Origin of the sequence: Natronosalvus halobius (assembly GCF_024138145.1) — an archaeon.
In the GTDB taxonomy this organism is placed as follows: Archaea; Halobacteriota; Halobacteria; order Halobacteriales; family Natrialbaceae; genus Natronosalvus; species Natronosalvus halobius.
This window is the reverse complement of sequence record NZ_CP099997.1, coordinates 2832752-2847736: the sequence shown is the minus strand read 5'-3', so window position 1 is coordinate 2847736 and position 14985 is coordinate 2832752. Positions and strand designations below refer to the sequence as shown.

18 protein-coding genes are annotated in these 14985 nt (G+C 65.4%); 11 read left to right on the top strand and 7 right to left on the bottom strand.

The window, feature by feature from the left end; genetic code table 11:
- Positions 1-316 precede the first annotated feature (316 nt).
- Positions 317-1594 (top strand): tryptophan--tRNA ligase, encoded by a 1278-nt coding sequence (locus tag NGM15_RS13905; protein WP_253432108.1) that lies wholly within the window; start codon positions 317-319, stop codon positions 1592-1594.
- A gap of 1 nt (position 1595) precedes the next feature.
- Here the strand turns inward: NGM15_RS13905 and NGM15_RS13900 are convergent, their stop codons facing one another.
- Positions 1596-2495, bottom strand: coding sequence for an isoaspartyl peptidase/L-asparaginase (locus NGM15_RS13900; protein ID WP_253438104.1), 900 nt, complete (start codon positions 2493-2495; stop codon positions 1596-1598).
- 133 nt (positions 2496-2628) lie between these two features.
- Between NGM15_RS13900 and NGM15_RS13895 the strand changes: the two genes are divergently transcribed.
- Positions 2629-2928, top strand: coding sequence for a hypothetical protein (locus tag NGM15_RS13895; protein WP_253432105.1), 300 nt, complete (start codon positions 2629-2631; stop codon positions 2926-2928).
- 60 nt (positions 2929-2988) lie between these two features.
- Positions 2989-4251 (top strand): isocitrate dehydrogenase (NADP(+)), encoded by a 1263-nt coding sequence (gene icd / locus NGM15_RS13890; RefSeq protein ID WP_253432102.1) that lies wholly within the window; start codon positions 2989-2991, stop codon positions 4249-4251.
- Between the two features lie 302 nt (positions 4252-4553).
- Here icd and NGM15_RS13885 read toward each other — a convergent pair whose 3' ends face one another.
- Positions 4554-4955 (bottom strand): ArsR/SmtB family transcription factor, encoded by a 402-nt coding sequence (locus tag NGM15_RS13885; RefSeq protein WP_253432100.1) that lies wholly within the window; start codon positions 4953-4955, stop codon positions 4554-4556.
- A gap of 97 nt (positions 4956-5052) precedes the next feature.
- Between NGM15_RS13885 and NGM15_RS13880 the strand changes: the two genes are divergently transcribed.
- Positions 5053-5610, top strand: coding sequence for a DUF7509 family protein (locus NGM15_RS13880; protein ID WP_253432098.1), 558 nt, complete (start codon positions 5053-5055; stop codon positions 5608-5610).
- A gap of 108 nt (positions 5611-5718) precedes the next feature.
- Here the strand turns inward: NGM15_RS13880 and NGM15_RS13875 are convergent, their stop codons facing one another.
- On the bottom strand, positions 5719-6057 hold the full coding sequence (locus NGM15_RS13875; RefSeq protein WP_253432095.1) for a cupin domain-containing protein: 339 nt from the start codon (positions 6055-6057) through the stop codon (positions 5719-5721).
- 107 nt (positions 6058-6164) lie between these two features.
- Here NGM15_RS13875 and NGM15_RS13870 point away from each other — a divergent pair, with 107 nt between their 5' ends.
- Together NGM15_RS13870 and NGM15_RS13865 are read left to right on the top strand one after the other, a co-directional pair.
- Positions 6165-6689: a DUF5817 domain-containing protein gene (locus NGM15_RS13870; RefSeq protein ID WP_253432093.1), complete on the top strand. Its 525-nt coding sequence runs from the start codon at positions 6165-6167 to the stop codon at positions 6687-6689.
- A complete protein-coding gene (locus NGM15_RS13865) occupies positions 6686-7039 on the top strand; it encodes a hypothetical protein (protein ID WP_253432091.1) in 354 nt (117 codons plus the stop codon). The genes NGM15_RS13870 and NGM15_RS13865 overlap by 4 nt, the downstream gene beginning before the upstream one ends.
- Positions 7040-7061: 22 nt before the next feature.
- On the opposite strand, the gene NGM15_RS18745 is transcribed toward NGM15_RS13865, so the two are convergent.
- The 3 genes from NGM15_RS18745 to NGM15_RS13855 all read right to left on the bottom strand — a co-directional run bounded on the left by NGM15_RS18745 (position 7062) and on the right by NGM15_RS13855 (position 9152).
- Positions 7062-7190, bottom strand: coding sequence for a hypothetical protein (locus NGM15_RS18745; protein WP_256498872.1), 129 nt, complete (start codon positions 7188-7190; stop codon positions 7062-7064).
- A 285-nt stretch (positions 7191-7475) separates the two neighbouring features.
- Entirely contained in the window at positions 7476-8135 is a 660-nt protein-coding gene (locus tag NGM15_RS13860; RefSeq protein WP_253432088.1) for an ArsR/SmtB family transcription factor, read from the bottom strand.
- Positions 8136-8282: 147 nt separating this feature from the next.
- Entirely contained in the window at positions 8283-9152 is an 870-nt protein-coding gene (locus tag NGM15_RS13855) for a hypothetical protein (RefSeq protein WP_253432085.1), read from the bottom strand.
- 273 nt (positions 9153-9425) lie between these two features.
- Between NGM15_RS13855 and NGM15_RS13850 the strand changes: the two genes are divergently transcribed.
- The 5 genes from NGM15_RS13850 (at position 9426) to NGM15_RS13830 (ending at position 13819) form a co-directional block, all read left to right on the top strand.
- Positions 9426-9899 (top strand): DUF5802 family protein, encoded by a 474-nt coding sequence (locus NGM15_RS13850; RefSeq protein WP_253438103.1) that lies wholly within the window; start codon positions 9426-9428, stop codon positions 9897-9899.
- A 28-nt stretch (positions 9900-9927) separates the two neighbouring features.
- Positions 9928-10902, top strand: a complete 975-nt coding sequence (locus NGM15_RS13845; protein ID WP_253432082.1) for a Vms1/Ankzf1 family peptidyl-tRNA hydrolase — start codon at positions 9928-9930, stop codon at positions 10900-10902.
- Between the two features lie 281 nt (positions 10903-11183).
- Positions 11184-12200, top strand: a complete 1017-nt coding sequence (locus tag NGM15_RS13840) for an N-acetyltransferase DgcN family protein (protein WP_253432079.1) — start codon at positions 11184-11186, stop codon at positions 12198-12200.
- Positions 12197-13237, top strand: a complete 1041-nt coding sequence (locus NGM15_RS13835) for a dipeptide epimerase (protein ID WP_253432076.1) — start codon at positions 12197-12199, stop codon at positions 13235-13237. Before NGM15_RS13840 ends, NGM15_RS13835 begins: the two co-directional genes overlap by 4 nt.
- Before the next feature lie 165 nt (positions 13238-13402).
- Complete coding sequence (locus NGM15_RS13830) at positions 13403-13819, top strand: hypothetical protein (protein ID WP_253432074.1); 417 nt, start codon at positions 13403-13405, stop codon at positions 13817-13819.
- A 5-nt stretch (positions 13820-13824) separates the two neighbouring features.
- Here NGM15_RS13830 and NGM15_RS13825 read toward each other — a convergent pair whose 3' ends face one another.
- Positions 13825-14871, bottom strand: coding sequence for a DUF7972 family membrane protein (locus tag NGM15_RS13825; RefSeq protein ID WP_253432071.1), 1047 nt, complete (start codon positions 14869-14871; stop codon positions 13825-13827).
- Positions 14872-14985: the final 114 nt, after the last annotated feature.

Below are 14985 nucleotides of genomic sequence, written 5' to 3'. Positions count from 1 at the left end.
TGGTATAACTAGATTGTACGTTCATCACTCGGCGACAGTCAAAACCCTGTTGGCCCGTTCAGATTTCACCGCCGGCTACCAGACCACCGAAACGCTCTTTGTCGGTTCGTCCGGAGAGTGAGTATGGCGTTCGCTCTCGAGTGGCGGTGGCGCGTGCGGTTCTCGAGAGCGGACAGTGTCGTCGTTAGTCGCGTCGATTGACCCGGACTCCCCGGGCACGACCGTCGATGGCGCTCCCTTCGCTCCTCGCTTTTGGCGGCTTCCGGCCGCCGTGGTTTCGTTTTCGATAGCACTGCAATTCAGTTTCAGTACCGAGATGACACCGACACCATCGACACCCACCGACGAATCGACATCGGACAATCAGACACCGGACAATAAGACGCCGACCGACCGCGACGACGACCGCGTCGACACCGATGCGACAAGCGAATCCGGAGCCGACGACGCCATCGTCACCCCCTACGCCGTCCGCGGCGAGGTCGACTACGACCGCCTGCTCGAGCAATTCGGCGCCGACCGCCTCACCGACGCGCAGCGGGAGCGCTTTCCCGATCACCCGACGATCCGGCGAGAGACGTTCTACGCCGGTCGCGACGTCGACGCCTTCCTCGAGGCCGCCCAGGCGGGCGAGCCACACGCCATCGTCACCGGTCGCGGTCCGTCCGGTCCGATGCATCTGGGTCACGTCCTCCCCTTTTACCTCGCGCGGACGATTCAGCGCGAGACCGGCGCCACGGTGTACCTGCCGGTCTCTGACGACGAGAAGTTCCTCGCGAAGAACCAGTCCTTCGCGTCCATCGGCGAGGCCACGCGCGAGAACCTGCGCGACCTGCTGGCGGTGGGCTTCGACCCCGAGCGGACTCGAATCGTGATCGACACGGCCGACGCCGACGTGATCTTCCCGGTTGCCGTCCACCTGGCGAAGCACCTCACCCCGGCGACCGTCAAGGCCGTCTACGGCGAGCAAGACTCCGTTGGCCTGCAGTTCTACCCGGCCGTCCAGGCGACCCACCTCCTGCTCCCGCAACTCGTCTCGGGCCGCCAACCGACGCTCGTTCCCGTCGCCGTCGACCAGGATCCCCACGTTCGCGTCTGCCGGGACGTCGCCGCCAGAGAGGCGCTGCCGGTCGAGAAACCGGGCGCCCTGCTCGGTCGATTCCTCCCCGGTCTCGAGGGGCCCGGAAAGATGAGTTCCTCGGACGCGGCACCGTCGATCGAGCTGACCGATAGTCCAGAGAGCGTCGCCGAGACGATCCGCGAACACGCCTACAGCGGCGGCCAATCGAGTCTCGCGGCCCATCGCGAACACGGCGGCGATCCCACGGTCGACGTGGCCTTCCAGTACCTGCGCTACGGGTTCGAACCGGACGACGACCGCCTCACGACGGTCGCGGCGGACTACCGCGACGGGCGCCTCCTCAGCGGCGAACTCAAGGAACTCGCCGCCGACCGAATTTCGGCGTTCCTGGCCGACCACCAGCGCCGCCGGGCGGCCCTCGGCGACCTCGAGGACGAACTCGAGCCGTATCGATTGACGACTGCGGAGCGGCGGGCAGCGCTCGAGGTAGCGGGCGTGCCGCGGCTGGACTAACCTACTCCTGGAGCGAGCGACTCGAGGCGTGAGCCGTCTGCATCGCGTCGCTGTTGTACGCCGATCCGATCCCTCCGCGGGAGTCGATGGCGATCACGCCGGCGCTCGAGCCCGTCAGTTCGCCGAACTCCTCGATGGCAAGGTCCGTGGCCGCCTGCGCGTCGAGGCCGCGTTCGACGTGCCGGGCGACCCGCCGCGAGAGGGTGACCCGGGCGATGTCCTCGCCGGCACCCGTTGCGCTCACGCCGGCGGCGGGGCAGGCGTAAAAGCCCGAACCCACCTGCGGGACGTCGCCGACGCGGCCGGCGAGGGCGAGCCAGCGCCCACCCGTGGAGGTGGCCGCCGCGACGTGTTCGCCGTCGAAGGCGACCGCACCGACGGTGTCGTGATCCTTGAGGTCGTCCCGGCCGTCGGGGTCTGATTGCCCGTACTGGTCTCGAATCCACTCGAGCTGAGCTTTCGGACCGCCGTCGGGCGCCTCGAGGTCGGCCCACTTCTCCCGAGTGCGTTCCGAGCGGAGGTCCACGTCCGTCTCGATCCCGTAGGCCTCCGCGAGCGCGACCGCGTGCTCGCCCGAGACGAACCCGTGAGGCGTCTCGTCCATGACCAGCCGAGCGACGCTAACGGCGTGCTCGACGCCAGGCATCGAACAGGCCGCGCCCACGCGTCGGTCGTCGGTCATGACCCCCGCGTCGGTTCGGACGACACCGTCGCTCTGGATGGCACCGCCGACGCCCGCGTTGAACCGGGGCGAGGACTCCAGGACGTGAATCGCGTGCTCGACGGCGTCGACCGGCGTCTCGCTCTCGGCGCCCGCGTTCGCGGCCGTCTCGAGGACGGTCTGCCTGGGTTCGGACTCTTCGGGAGCGGTTCCGGCGCCGCCGTGGACGATGACCTGCAGCTGAGAGGACATACTGTGAGGCGGTTTCGGAACCCAAATGATTCTTGCCATCCCGCCGGCGGTCCACTGGAACGAACTCCCGCCCCGAGAGAATCCCACACACTTAGGAGGGCACCGCTTGTACGGACCGGCGATGAGCCCGGTCGCGTTTCTGGTCCTCTTCTGTGCGACGATGACCGCGGTCGCCGTCAATCGCATCGACTGGACCGCCAGCGACGAGCTCGGCGAACCGGAGGGAACGGCCGGTATCGTCCTCGGGTTTACGATCCTCGCCGTCCGCTGGTTCGGCCTCCAGGAGGGGTGGCTCTCCTCGTTGTGGCTCTCGCTCGCGCTTGCCCTCCTCGGGGCGGTCACCGTCGTCCTTGGGCTGGTCGTGCTGGCCGGCGATTCGAACGCGGACGACCCGCAGGACGCGAACGCGCTCGAGAAGTGAGGGGCCAGCCAGCCCAAATGGGAGGTCTTTTACCCCCGAGCAAACCACCTACGAACGATCATGAGCTACGAGCAAGTCGAGGTCCCCGAAGACGGGGAGAAAATTACGCTCGCCGACGAGGAAACCGGCGAACTCGACGTACCGGAAAACCCGATTATCCCGATTATTCACGGCGACGGCATCGGCACCGACGTTGGCCCCGCCGCCCAGAAGGTACTCGACGCCGCCGCGGAAGCGACCGGTCGATCGATCTCCTGGATGCGCGTCTACGCCGGCGAGAGCGCCCGCGAGCGCTACGACGAGAACCTTCCCGACGACACCGTCAGCGCGATCCGCGAACACCGCGTCGCGATCAAAGGACCGCTGACGACGCCCGTCGGGGCCGGTTTCCGCTCGCTCAACGTCGCCCTGCGCCAGACGCTCGACATGTACGCGAACGTCCGCCCGACCTACCACATCGACGGCGTCCCCTCGCCGGTCAAGGAACCCGAGAAGATGGATATGATCACCTTCCGGGAGAACACCGAGGACGTCTACGCCGGCGTCGAGTGGGAAGCCGGCACCGACGAAGTCGAGCAGGTCCGCACGTTCCTCGAGGAGGACATGGAGATCGCGGACGTCATTCACGACGGCCCGGTCGGCATCGGCGTCAAACCCATCTCGGAGTTCGGCTCCAAACGCCTGATTCGCGAGGCCATCGACTACGCCATCGCCAACGGGCGCGACTCGGTCACCCTGGTCCACAAGGGCAACATCATGAAGTTCACCGAGGGCGCCTTCCGCGACTGGGGCTACGAACTCGTCGAGGAGGAGTACGGCGACGACGTCATCACCGAGGACGAACTCTGGGACGAGCACGACGGCGAACAGCCCGAGGGCACCGTAGTCGTCAAGGACCGCATCGCCGACAATATGCTCCAGCAACTGCTGACCCGAACGGACGACTACTCGGTCATCGCCACGATGAACCTCAACGGTGACTACATGTCCGACGCCGCGGGCGCCCAGATCGGCGGCCTCGGCATCGCCCCCGGCGCCAACTTCGGCCACGGTCGCTGTCTCGCCGAACCCGTCCACGGCTCCGCGCCGAAGTACGCCGGCGAGGACAAGGTCAACCCGACCGCGATGATCCTCTCGGGACGGGAGATGCTCGACTACCTCGGCTGGAAAGACGCCGCCGACCTCGTGCGTGACGCCGTCGAGGAGACCATCTCCTCCGGAACGGTGACCTACGACCTCCACCGCCAGATCGACGGCGGCGAGAAGGTCGCCACGAGCGAGTTCGCCGACGCCGTCGTCGAGAACATCGAAAAGCTCTCGTAGAGAGCTTTTCGAGCAGTCAGATTCCTTCGGAATCTGACGATATCGAGAAACTCGCGCAAGCTCGGTTCTCGAGCGCTGGCGGCAGAGCCGACAGAACATCGAAAACTGTCGTAGACACCCTCTCGAACGCGAGACTCGTTCCGATCTATCGACTTTTCGTTCACCGGGCTCGAGTATCACGTTAGAATCTCGGCGACTATCGCTCGAACAGCCACTCGCTCTCGATACGGCCCAGCGAGTCCCCGTAGCGAAACTCCTCGTTCTCACCGACGCGAATTGCTGCTACGTCTCGAGTGCGGCGCTCAGGAATCGGCGGTGCCGTAGGTCTCGAGCGATTCCCACTCCAGGCGAAGCAGTTCGCGGATGCCGTGTTCGAGAATCGCCTCGCCCATCCCGCTCGCTCGGTAATAGGAGTGGAGGCCACGGCTGTCGGGCGTCTTCCGCTTCCGGTTCTCGACCAGCCCCACGTCGACCAGCTCGTCGAGGTGGTAGTGCAAGGTGTTCCCGCGAAGGTCGAGGGCCTCCCGGAGCTCGGTCGCGCTCATGGCACCGTCCTCGACGAGGGTGTTGAGGATGCGAAATCGGTGCTCGTTCCCGATCGCTCGCTGCATGTCGAGGTACGCCTCGAGCGGGAGGACGCTGTGTTCGGGAAGGAGCCCCTCGTCGTCCGAATGTCCGACGTCGCCGCGGGGTGCGCCTGCCATTACCGGAACGTAGTCTCGCCACCGTCTTAACAGTTCTCGAGTCAAGAGATGCTGATAACGCGCATATTTAAATAGTGTCCGTTCGTCGGTCGGTTCGATGCGCGATCGCCTCCGCGACGCTCTCGATCCGGTTCCCCGCGAACGCTTTCTCGTCTATCTAATGGGACCGTACAAGTCGATCGATTCCGGTTCCGAAGCCGACGGCGACGGTGACGGCGACGACGAACTCTTCGACCTGCTCGTCACGCTTCGCGATCGGCTCCGGACCGAGTCCGGCGTGAACGCGTTTCTGGCTGTCGACCCGGAAATCCCGCTCGAGGAGGTCGACGCGGCGACCCAGAGCATCGCGTTCGCCCGGGCGAGCAACGCCGTCGTCTTCGTCCTCCCGTTCTCCGGGGAGAATCTCGGAGTCGGCATCGAGGTTGGGTCGGTGCTCGAGGACGTCTACCAGTCGGACGACCCGGAACGAGCGGAGCGAACGCTGGTTGTTCACGAGGCGGACGTCCGGAGCGCCATGCTCGGCGGGGTCACCCGTCGCTGGGACGCGACGGTCTACGACTACCAGGACGTAGACGAACTCGTCTTCCGGACGAAGGAGTTCGTCGGAAACGTCATCGCTCGGGAAGCGACCGGGTCGCTGTCGAGTCTCGAGTGACGATCGTCGACGCTCGCGACGGCGATGGGCTCTCCACCGGTAGGGAGGCGACGTCCGCATGGCGGAACGAGAGCGGCTCAATCACGACTCGAGCGACAGCTGGGCCCACTACTCCTGCCAGGACGGGTTCTCTCGCGGCGGGTCGAAGATGTCTACGCCGCGAACCGTCTCTTCGCCGCGGTTCTCGGCGGCGTGGGCCTGGTCTCCGGGGATGCCGTAGGCGTCGCCCGGCGCGCAGACGACCTCCTCGCCGTCGGTCAGGAACGTCAATTCGCCCTCGTAGATGAACCCCGTCTGCTCGTGAGGGTGGCTGTGCTCCTCGACGGCCGCGCCAGGCTCGATTTCGAAGTGCTGGACGTTCATCGAGTCGGTACCGGCCATGATCGCGAGGCGGACGCCATCGGCGGCTTCCGTCGTCTCGATGTCGGACAGCGATACGTGATCCATGCATCCGAATGGACGGCCACCACCGTAACGATTTGTGCCGCGGCAGGCGCGTTCACTTTCGCCGCGGTTTCCGAACGTTCAACTGGACTCGCCCCGGACGAGAGCGCATGTACGCTGTCGTCGGGTGCAGCGAGTGTTCCCACCTCTGGTTGCTCGAGGGGCGATCCGAGACCACACAGTGTCCCCGCTGTGGCTCTCGCAAGCCCTACGAGCGCCGGAAGAAGTTCGTCGAAACCGACGACCCCGACCACGCTCGCGAGGTGCGCGCCTCGATGCTCGCCAACCGGCAGGGCCAGGGCGAGGCCTTCGCTCGCGTCGACTCCTTCGCCGACCTCGAGAACCAGGTCGCAGACGGCGTCGTCAGCGACGAAGACTACCTCGAGGAGTCGGGCCTCGATGCCGAGGAGGTCGCCGCCGCGGGCGAACGCGACCCACGACAGCCGTCCAGGAGCGGGAGCAAGAAGGAAGTCGTCGAGCAAGCGCTGGCGAGCCTCGAGGAGCCGACCGAAGACGAGGTGATCGCCTACGCGGGTGACCGAGGGGTCGATTCGGGGTACGTTCGAAAGGCTCTCGAGAAACTCGTTCGGGCCGGCGAGGTCAGCGAGAGCCGCGGGCGATATCGATCGCTATGAGTGAGACGCTCGAGGGCCAGCGGACGATCATCGGGCTCGGACTTCTCCTGGCGGTGCTCGTACTCGGTTACGGTGCGGTCGTCTCCGAAACGGTGCTCGGCGTCGACGCGACGACGGCCGCGATGTGGGTCCTGGCTGGAACGTTCGCGGTCAGTTCGATCGTTCACGCCTGGATCGGCCAGTACGGCTTCGCGCTGGGTCACGCCGGTGGTGCCTTCGGCTGGGGAGCCGTCTTGCTCGGCTCGAGCGCCGCGGAGGTCGGCATCGGTCTGATTTTGCTCGTCTTGTCGGGGGTCTATCTCGCCCTGGTGGGGCGGCGTGGGGCACGGACCGATGCGGCGTCGACCTAGCGCTCGACCTCGCGGACGGGCCTCAGAGGAGTCCGACCGCGCCAGCGATCGACAACGCGAGGACGACGATCGTTAACACCAGTTCGACCACCAGCAGGTACTGGTAGAAGCGATACCGCTGAAAACGGGGGGATGGACAGTCTCGAGTCATAGGGTGGAGCGTCCGCCGGTGCTCGCCGAACGGACGCGTTCACACCTACCGGACGACGTGAAAAGTATCGTTGCCTTGGCCCCGCGGTGAAAGTAAAAGTGGATTACCACGATTAAAACGCCACGGAGATGGATCACTGTCCAGTTTACGGATAGATGTGGAGTTAGTACTCGGGTCGACGGCGAGTGAAAGTGATTGGGGTTCGACCGCGGTCCCAATCGCGGTTTCGGTTCTCACTCCTGGCCCCAATCCAGGTCCCGCCCCCGTCCCCGCCTCCGTACCCGCTCACGGCTCCGTCTTGAGCTCCCATCCACGTTCGGTTCGCTGGACGACGCCCTCGTCGGCCAACTGCTCGAGTAACTCGGCGATAACCTCCCGTGGCGCGCCGACCTCGTGGCCGAGTTCGTCGATCCCTTTGGGCTCCTGGCGAACGCTCGAGAGCACGTCGGCGTGGATGCGACTGTCCTGGCCGACGCCTACCTCCTCCGAGAGGCGGTCGAGCGTCTCGCTGAGTCGGCCCTGTACCCATCGCTGGGCGAGCGAGAGTTCGTTCTCCAGGACCTCGAGGTCCTCGAGCGTCGAGAGGAGGTCGTCGAGTCCGTCCGACGACGTCCCGGAGACGTCGAGAGAGAGGTGCCGGCAGGTCGTGATGTCGAAGGTGTTGTTCTCGGGGTAGGCGCTCTTGCTGGCGAAGCCGTACGGCGAGACGTTCACCTCGAGGCGGACGTTGCGGGCGATGTGGAAGTACTTTCGTCGCTGGTCGTCGACGCGGCTCTCGACGAGGCCGGCCTCCTCGAGTTTTCTGAGGTGGTCGATGACGGCCTTCGGACTGACGCTGAGATACTCAGAAATCTCGGTCACGTAGCAGGGTTTTCGCGAGAGGAGTCGCAGAATCCGTCGCCGGTTCTCGTTCCCGAGCAGATCCAGCAACGCAGCAGAGTCCATCTATCCGGTGTTGGCGATGGGTACTGAAAAGCGTGTCTCTCGTTTTGGAACGGTCCGAAGCGAGGCCCGAAAGCGTCTCCGCTCGAAGGGCGGAAATTCGAGACGGTGAGTGGTGTGTAACCGGGAGTCTACGGCGAGCCGGTCGGATCAGTCGTCGGTTTCGTTGGTGTCCTGGCTCTCGCCGGAGTCGTCGGTCGTCGATTCGTCGGTCGTCGATTCGTCGGTCGTCACGCCCTCATCAGGCACCGATTCCTCGTCGGCGCGTTTGTCGGGCGTATCGGGCGGCGACTCGTCACCGGAACCGGCCCCGGGGTCGTCTGGAGCGCCGTTATCCTGGCCCTTCTCTTCGCCGTTACGTTCGTCCGCGTCCTCACCTGGCCCAGCGCCCTGACCGGCATCACTCGCCTTCTCCTGACCGTTTCCCGGCGAACCGTTCTGTCCCCCAGCGTGGTCGGGCGGTCCTCGCGGCGGGTCGATACCGGCAATCTGCTTCGCTCGTTCGGCGACTTCGGGGCCGGCCAGTTCAGACGCGTTCGCCCGTAACGTCTGAATGGCCGTCGTATTGACGCCGGCGTCCGCTGCTCGCCGCTCGGTGCGGTTGATCGAGTCGTCGACACTCGCGAGTTCGACGGTCAGACGCGCCATCCGGACGTTGTACTCACCCGGGTGGAGTTCGTCTTTCTGCTCCTGGAGGGTGCGGTACTCCTCCTTCAGGTCGGCGATTGTCGAGTTGTGCTTGTCGGTTCGTTCGGCGATCAGTGCAGCTCGTCGCTCCTCGCTGGCGTTCTGGAAGGCTGCCTCGAACATGCCATCGTCGACAGCGTGGGTGGTGCTCACCGAGCTGGCTTGCATGAACGTCGACATCTCCTCCCCCATCGTCGAACTATTCTCGGCTGTGGCCGACTCGCTCTCACTGGCGAGCGAACCGAGCCCCCCGGCGGCGGTCACGGCTGGGGCGACGAGGAGGCCGACGACGGCCACAGCGACGAGACACACCACGGTACGGGTCGCAGTCATCACTCGAGGCTATCCCGAACACGACTAAAAAGACGGAGTTTCGTTCGGATCGTTTTTGCGTTCACCAGGATCGTTCGAACCGTTTCGAGCGTTCAAACCGCCCGTGGGCGCCGTCGTCCGTCGACTGGTAATTCGGACACCGCTACCAGACCAGTCGCCTACCGTTCATTGCACTCGAACGGCGTCAGGCCCATTCGAAAGGACGCTGAAAGCGCTCACTGATAAGGTATTCGCAGAATAGTTATACGACACCGTGGCATGGTACCAGATAGCATGTTCGAAATCTTCTCGCGAAGCTACTACCTCGGTCGACTCTACGTGACGCCCGCGAGCGGCGACCACGCCATCATGGAACGAACGCAACACGAACGAATCAACGAGGCTGTCTACACGACGGGCGAGGGAGTCGAACGGCTCGACGCTCCGCTCGTGATGAAACTCGAGTCGGGCCACTTCGCCGTCCACGGTGACGACTCGGTCCCGGCGAACACCCTCGCTGTTCCCGAGTCAATGCTCGAGGGGACGCAGATTCGAAACCCGCCGAGCCTCCGGGAGGTGTTCCTGGCGCGACGCGACCGGGCCGAACAGTTGCTCGGACTCGGCCTGGGCGGCTACCAGAGCGACTACGCCCTGGTGAGCGAGGACGTCGACGACGGACCCGGGACTGAACGAGGGTCGGGGCCGGGGTCTGGATCAGAGTCGGGACCTAGTCCAGGATCGGGGCCAGGACCAGGAACCGGGACCTAAAAGTAACCCCCGTTCGCCTATCCGGTCGATGATCGACGAGTTGCTCGGGCGGGCGACGCTCAAGGACCGCATCGCCGACCTCGAGGAGGAGAACGAGCGACTGCGTCGTCGGTACGAGGCCGAGTCCGATCGCCGGTCGGAGGCCGTCACGGCACGGCAGACGGCCGAACGCGAGCAAAATCAGCTCGAGGATCGGATCGCCCAACTCGAGGGCGAACTCGAGCGGCTTCGGGCTGACCAGGCGAACGCGGACGGCGGCGACGGAATCGACCCACGACGACGCGACCGCATCCGCGGCGCGGAACTGTCGTCGACCCTCGAGCGCCTCGAGTCGTTTCGAACGCAACCGGAGGGGGCGCTGACGGCAGTGGTGCCGACGAGCGACGGACTCGATTCCGTTCCCGATGCCCTGACGGAGTTACTCGACGACCGGGTCGCGCTGCTCGAAACGCTCGACCCCGCCGTCGTGTGCGTCGACGACGCCGAACTGGTCGCGATCGCCCTCTCGCCGCCCCTCGATCCCCGAACCGCCGAGCTCGACGCGAGACGCTCGAACGATGCCGCCGCTGGCCCGCACTTCGAGTGGGACGACCGGTTCCGGTTCGAACGCTCGTGGTTTCTCCCGCACGGACGGTTCACGCTCGCACTCGTCCGCGCGGATCTGTTCGCCCTCGGCGTCTACGACGGCGACGACCGCCTCGACTATCGCGGGTTCGAGAGCGACGTCAAAGGAAGCCACTCGAAGGGCGGCTTCTCGCAGGGACGCTTCGAGCGCATCCGCGACGGCCAGATCGCCGACCACCTCGAGCGCTGTCGGGAGGCGATCGCCGACCGACGGGACGGCCCGCTGTACCTCGTCGGTCAGGACGAGGTTCTCTCGCGCCTGGTCGAACACGGCCTCGATCCGACGGCAACGGCCACCGTCGACGCGACGGGGAAGCCGAAGGCGGCGCTCGAGGACGCATTTCGGTCGTTCTTCACGACGGAACTGGTCGTCTTGTAGCGATAGTACGTGCCTTATAACTATAGTAAGTATAGTGATGGTCGAGCGATAAATGAAATTACTGGTCGGGTAGGACGGTTTCGTAACGCGAAACCGTCAGCCTGCTCGAGGTTGCGGCTGGACCCGAACCGAGCAGGCGCGCGTCCAGGTCGCCGCGAGCGGGCGCCGTCCAAACCGCATCGAGCGGGCGCCGTCCAAACCGCATCGAGCACTCGCATACCGACGCTAGCCGGGTCGCCGGTGACGACAGAATAAGGTTCCCCCTCCCCGTCTATCCTCGCATGCGCGTCGCTATCCTCGCTCACGAAAAGTTTCCCGACCACGCCAAGACCGCCCTCGGCGTGCTCCGCTACGCGGACTACGACGTCGTCGGCGTCCTCGACCGCGAGACGGCCGGCGACCGCGTCGCCGACTTCGTCCCGGACGTCCAGGACGCCCCCATCGTCTCGAGCATGGCAGACCTCGAGGCCGAAAGCGTCGACGCCTTGCTCATTGGCATCGCGCCGGTCGGCGGCGGGTTCGACCCCAGCTGGCGCGAGGACGTGCGGACGGCCCTCGAGTACGGCTGCGACCTCATTTCGGGGCTGCACTACTTCCTCGAAGACGACGAGGAGTTCGCCACGCTCGCCCACGAGTACGACGCCGACGTCTGGGACGTCAGGAAACCTCACGACGAGCTAACGGTCGCCGAAGGCGTCGCCCACGAGGTCGACGCGGAGGTAATCTTGACCGTCGGCACCGACTGCTCGGTCGGCAAGATGACGGCGACGATGGAACTCGCCCGCGACGCCCGCGAGGCGGGCCACGACGCCGCCGTCATTCCCACGGGCCAGACCGGGATCATGATCGAGGGGTGGGGCAACCCCGTCGACCGGGTCGTCAGCGACTTCACGGCCGGATCGGTCGAAGAGATGATCCTCGAGAAGGGCGACGACCACGACTACCTGTTCGTCGAGGGACAGGGGAGCATCATCCACCCCGCCTACTCCGCCGTGACCTGTGGCATCCTCCACGGCGCGATGGCCGACAAACTGATCCTCTGTCACGCAGCCGAACGGGAAATGCTCGCGTACGACTACGGCGTGACGGTCCCGTCCATGCAAACCTACGTCGATCTCTACGAGAATCTCGCCGAGCCAGTTTATCCGACCTCGGTCGTCGCCGGCGCGCTCAACACCTACGGGCTCGAGGATGACGTCGCTCGCGAGGCCGTCGACGCCTTCGAGGCCGAGCTCGGCAAACCCGCCACGGACGTCATCCGGTACGGAACCGACGACCTCCTGGAGGTGTTGCTGTGAGCCTCGAGACCGGGTTCGAGCGGGTGACGATGCCGCTCGAGTTCCCGTTCACGATCGCCCGCGGGACGCAGACCACCGCCGAGAACGTGATCGTCCGGATCGAGGACGAGGACGGAACCGTGGGCGTCGGTGGGGCGGCGCCCTCGTCACACTACGGCGAGACAGCGGCGACGGTCAAGGCGGTCCTGCCCGACCTGCTGGCGGTCGTCGAGGACGTCGGCGATCCCCACCAACTCGAGCGAATCGAACGCCGGATGCGCCAGACGATCGAACGCAATCCCGCCGCCCGGTGTGCCGTCAGCATCGCCCTCCACGACCTCGTGACGAAGCGCCTCGACGTCCCGCTCTATCGCTACTGGGGGCTCGATCCGGCCGAGACGGTCGAAAGTTCCTACACCATCGGCATCGACGACACCGAACGGATGCGCGAGAAGACTGAGACCGCCCTCGAGCGCGGCTTCGGGACGCTGAAGGTCAAACTCGGCACCGACCGCGACCTCGAGATCGTCGAGACGATTCGCGACGTCGCTCCCGACGTGCGCCTCTACGTCGACGCGAACGAAGCCTGGACGCCCCGCGAGGCGGTCTCGCGGATCGAAGCGCTGGCGGATTACGACCTCGAGTTCGTCGAACAGCCCGTCTCGGCGACGAACCCAGAGGGGCTTCGGTACGTCTACGAGCGAGCGGCGCTGCCGATCGCCGCCGACGAGTCCTGTCTCACCGCGGCCGACGTGCCGCAGGTCGCCGAGCGGTGTGACGTGGCCAACCTGAAACTGATGAAGTGCGGGAGCCTTCGTGAGGCGCGCCGGATCGTGCACGCCGCTCGGGCACACGGCCTCCAGGTGATGTGTGGCTGCATGACCGAATCCAACGCCTCGATCGCCGCGGCCTGTCACCTCGCGCCGCTGCTCGACTACGCCGACCTGGACGGGTCGCTGTTGCTCGCGGACGACCCTTACGATGGCGTGTCGATGCCGGGCGGTCGCATCGACCTCGAGGGGGTCGAGCGGTCTGGTATCGGCGTCGCTCGGCCCTGAAATCCGGTTCCGGGTCGTCCGTTCCTGAGATCCGGTACGAGTATCGTCCGTTCCCGGAGTCCGCTACCGGCGACATTCTCGAACGCGCTCGAGGCAAACCGATAATCACGTTGTGTGTCAACAATCCACAAACTATTTATGCCAGCAGGTAGAAACAACGAGACCATGGCATTCGAGCGGCCTCGCACCGAACCACGGGTCATCGAGCGGTGGAATCGGGTATTCGAGGTACTTTCGGCGGAGTCGAGGCGTCGACTCGTTGCGTCGCTCCTCGAGGCCGGACCGACCGAATCCGTGGCCCTTCCGGAGGCCGCCCAGTGTCACGGGGATGTAGACGACCAGCGCGCCGTCACGATCCGGCTTCACCACCGGGACCTGCCGTTACTCGCCGACGGGAACTACGTCGACTGGAGTCGCGAGCCGTTCTGTGCGAGCCGCGGCAACAACTTCGACGAACTCGCGGCCGTAATCGAAGCGATCGAGACGGCTGCTCCCACCTTCCCAGAGCAGCTCGTCGGGGACGGGGGCGAGGACGGGGACGGTGACCGACTCGAATACGAACACGCTCCAGTCGACCGATAACGCCCTCACCTGGAGTCCGGGTCGGATGCACGCCGATCCGACATCGATCCCGACTCGGACTCGAGAACCAGCGGTCCGATAGAGACCGTCCGCCGCGTGATCGTCGCCGTCCGTAGAATGTACGCCGTGAGCAGCGCGAGCGGGACAAAGACCACGGCGAGTAGGGCACTCACCACCCACGGAAGCGCCGGCAACGCGATGACCGCCCCCGTCCGCCCGGCGTACAGAAACCCGATCAGCAACGCCGACGTGATCGCCGGAACCCCCGTCAGGATCGTGAGCTGGGAGAAGCGAGTCAGCTCCCGCTGGAGGTACGTTGTTTTGATGTGTTCGCGGGCGACCGTGAACAACTCGAGATCCGCGACGATCCGGTCGAGAGCCTCCCGGGCCGGTCGCGAGAGGGCTCCCTCGTGATATTGTCCGAGTCGCTTGGCGGTGTAGAGGTGCCTCGAAACGTCGTACTTTACGGCGACCGACACCGCATCGAACGTTTCGGTACTCGATTCCGAGAGGATCGTCTGGGCGCGATCCGTCCTCGATTCGACGGTGCGGACGTACCGCCGAACGTCCCCCCGGGCGTCGCCCTCGAGGGTGTCCGCCTCATCCTCGAGGGTAGTTGCTCCCTCGTGGATGGACACGAACAGCTCCTCGAGAATGCGAGCCGGCGACGCCGGGGCAACCGGATCACCGATCGTCTCTGCGACCTCGGATCTGAAGGATTCGACGCCCTCGAGTCTATCCTTCGCCGCTCCGGCGGACGTGAACTCCTGTGAGAGGATGAGCTGGTTGATCGAGACGACGAGCGTGACCAGCGAGAACGTCCCGGCGACCATTCCGCTGGCCAACCGGGTGATCGAGTTGGCATTGGCGAACGAGATGACGCCGAGCCAGTCCAGTCCCAGGAAGAACACGAACGTGCCGACCGAAATACACGCGGCGATGAACAGCCGATTGCCGTCCACGAGTACCCACCGCTGGAATCGGGCGAAAACGTTCGGTCGTCGTCTCGAGGCCGATGCCTCGTCGGCTGTGCTCGTCTCGTCACCGACCATAGTCGGCGTTCACCGGCCACGAGCAAAAACGTCGTCGTTGCAAACGGATGTCGTGATCGATCGACGCCCGTAAACGCGGTCTCAGAGACTGGCGCCACCCATCCATCCAGGACC

Coding starts and splice junctions, on each gene's coding strand:
- NGM15_RS13905 (WP_253432108.1), top strand. CDS start 317: ATGACACCGACACCATCGACACCCACCGACGAATCGACATCGGACAAT.
- NGM15_RS13895 (WP_253432105.1), top strand. CDS start 2,629: ATGAGCCCGGTCGCGTTTCTGGTCCTCTTCTGTGCGACGATGACCGCG.
- icd (WP_253432102.1), top strand. CDS start 2,989: ATGAGCTACGAGCAAGTCGAGGTCCCCGAAGACGGGGAGAAAATTACG.
- NGM15_RS13885 (WP_253432100.1), bottom strand. CDS start 4,955: ATGGCAGGCGCACCCCGCGGCGACGTCGGACATTCGGACGACGAGGGG.
- NGM15_RS13880 (WP_253432098.1), top strand. CDS start 5,053: ATGCGCGATCGCCTCCGCGACGCTCTCGATCCGGTTCCCCGCGAACGC.
- NGM15_RS13875 (WP_253432095.1), bottom strand. CDS start 6,057: ATGGATCACGTATCGCTGTCCGACATCGAGACGACGGAAGCCGCCGAT.
- NGM15_RS13870 (WP_253432093.1), top strand. CDS start 6,165: ATGTACGCTGTCGTCGGGTGCAGCGAGTGTTCCCACCTCTGGTTGCTC.
- NGM15_RS13865 (WP_253432091.1), top strand. CDS start 6,686: ATGAGTGAGACGCTCGAGGGCCAGCGGACGATCATCGGGCTCGGACTT.
- NGM15_RS18745 (WP_256498872.1), bottom strand. CDS start 7,190: ATGACTCGAGACTGTCCATCCCCCCGTTTTCAGCGGTATCGCTTCTAC.
- NGM15_RS13860 (WP_253432088.1), bottom strand. CDS start 8,135: ATGGACTCTGCTGCGTTGCTGGATCTGCTCGGGAACGAGAACCGGCGA.
- NGM15_RS13855 (WP_253432085.1), bottom strand. CDS start 9,152: ATGACTGCGACCCGTACCGTGGTGTGTCTCGTCGCTGTGGCCGTCGTC.
- NGM15_RS13850 (WP_253438103.1), top strand. CDS start 9,426: ATGTTCGAAATCTTCTCGCGAAGCTACTACCTCGGTCGACTCTACGTG.
- NGM15_RS13845 (WP_253432082.1), top strand. CDS start 9,928: ATGATCGACGAGTTGCTCGGGCGGGCGACGCTCAAGGACCGCATCGCC.
- NGM15_RS13840 (WP_253432079.1), top strand. CDS start 11,184: ATGCGCGTCGCTATCCTCGCTCACGAAAAGTTTCCCGACCACGCCAAG.
- NGM15_RS13830 (WP_253432074.1), top strand. CDS start 13,403: ATGGCATTCGAGCGGCCTCGCACCGAACCACGGGTCATCGAGCGGTGG.
- NGM15_RS13825 (WP_253432071.1), bottom strand. CDS start 14,871: ATGGTCGGTGACGAGACGAGCACAGCCGACGAGGCATCGGCCTCGAGA.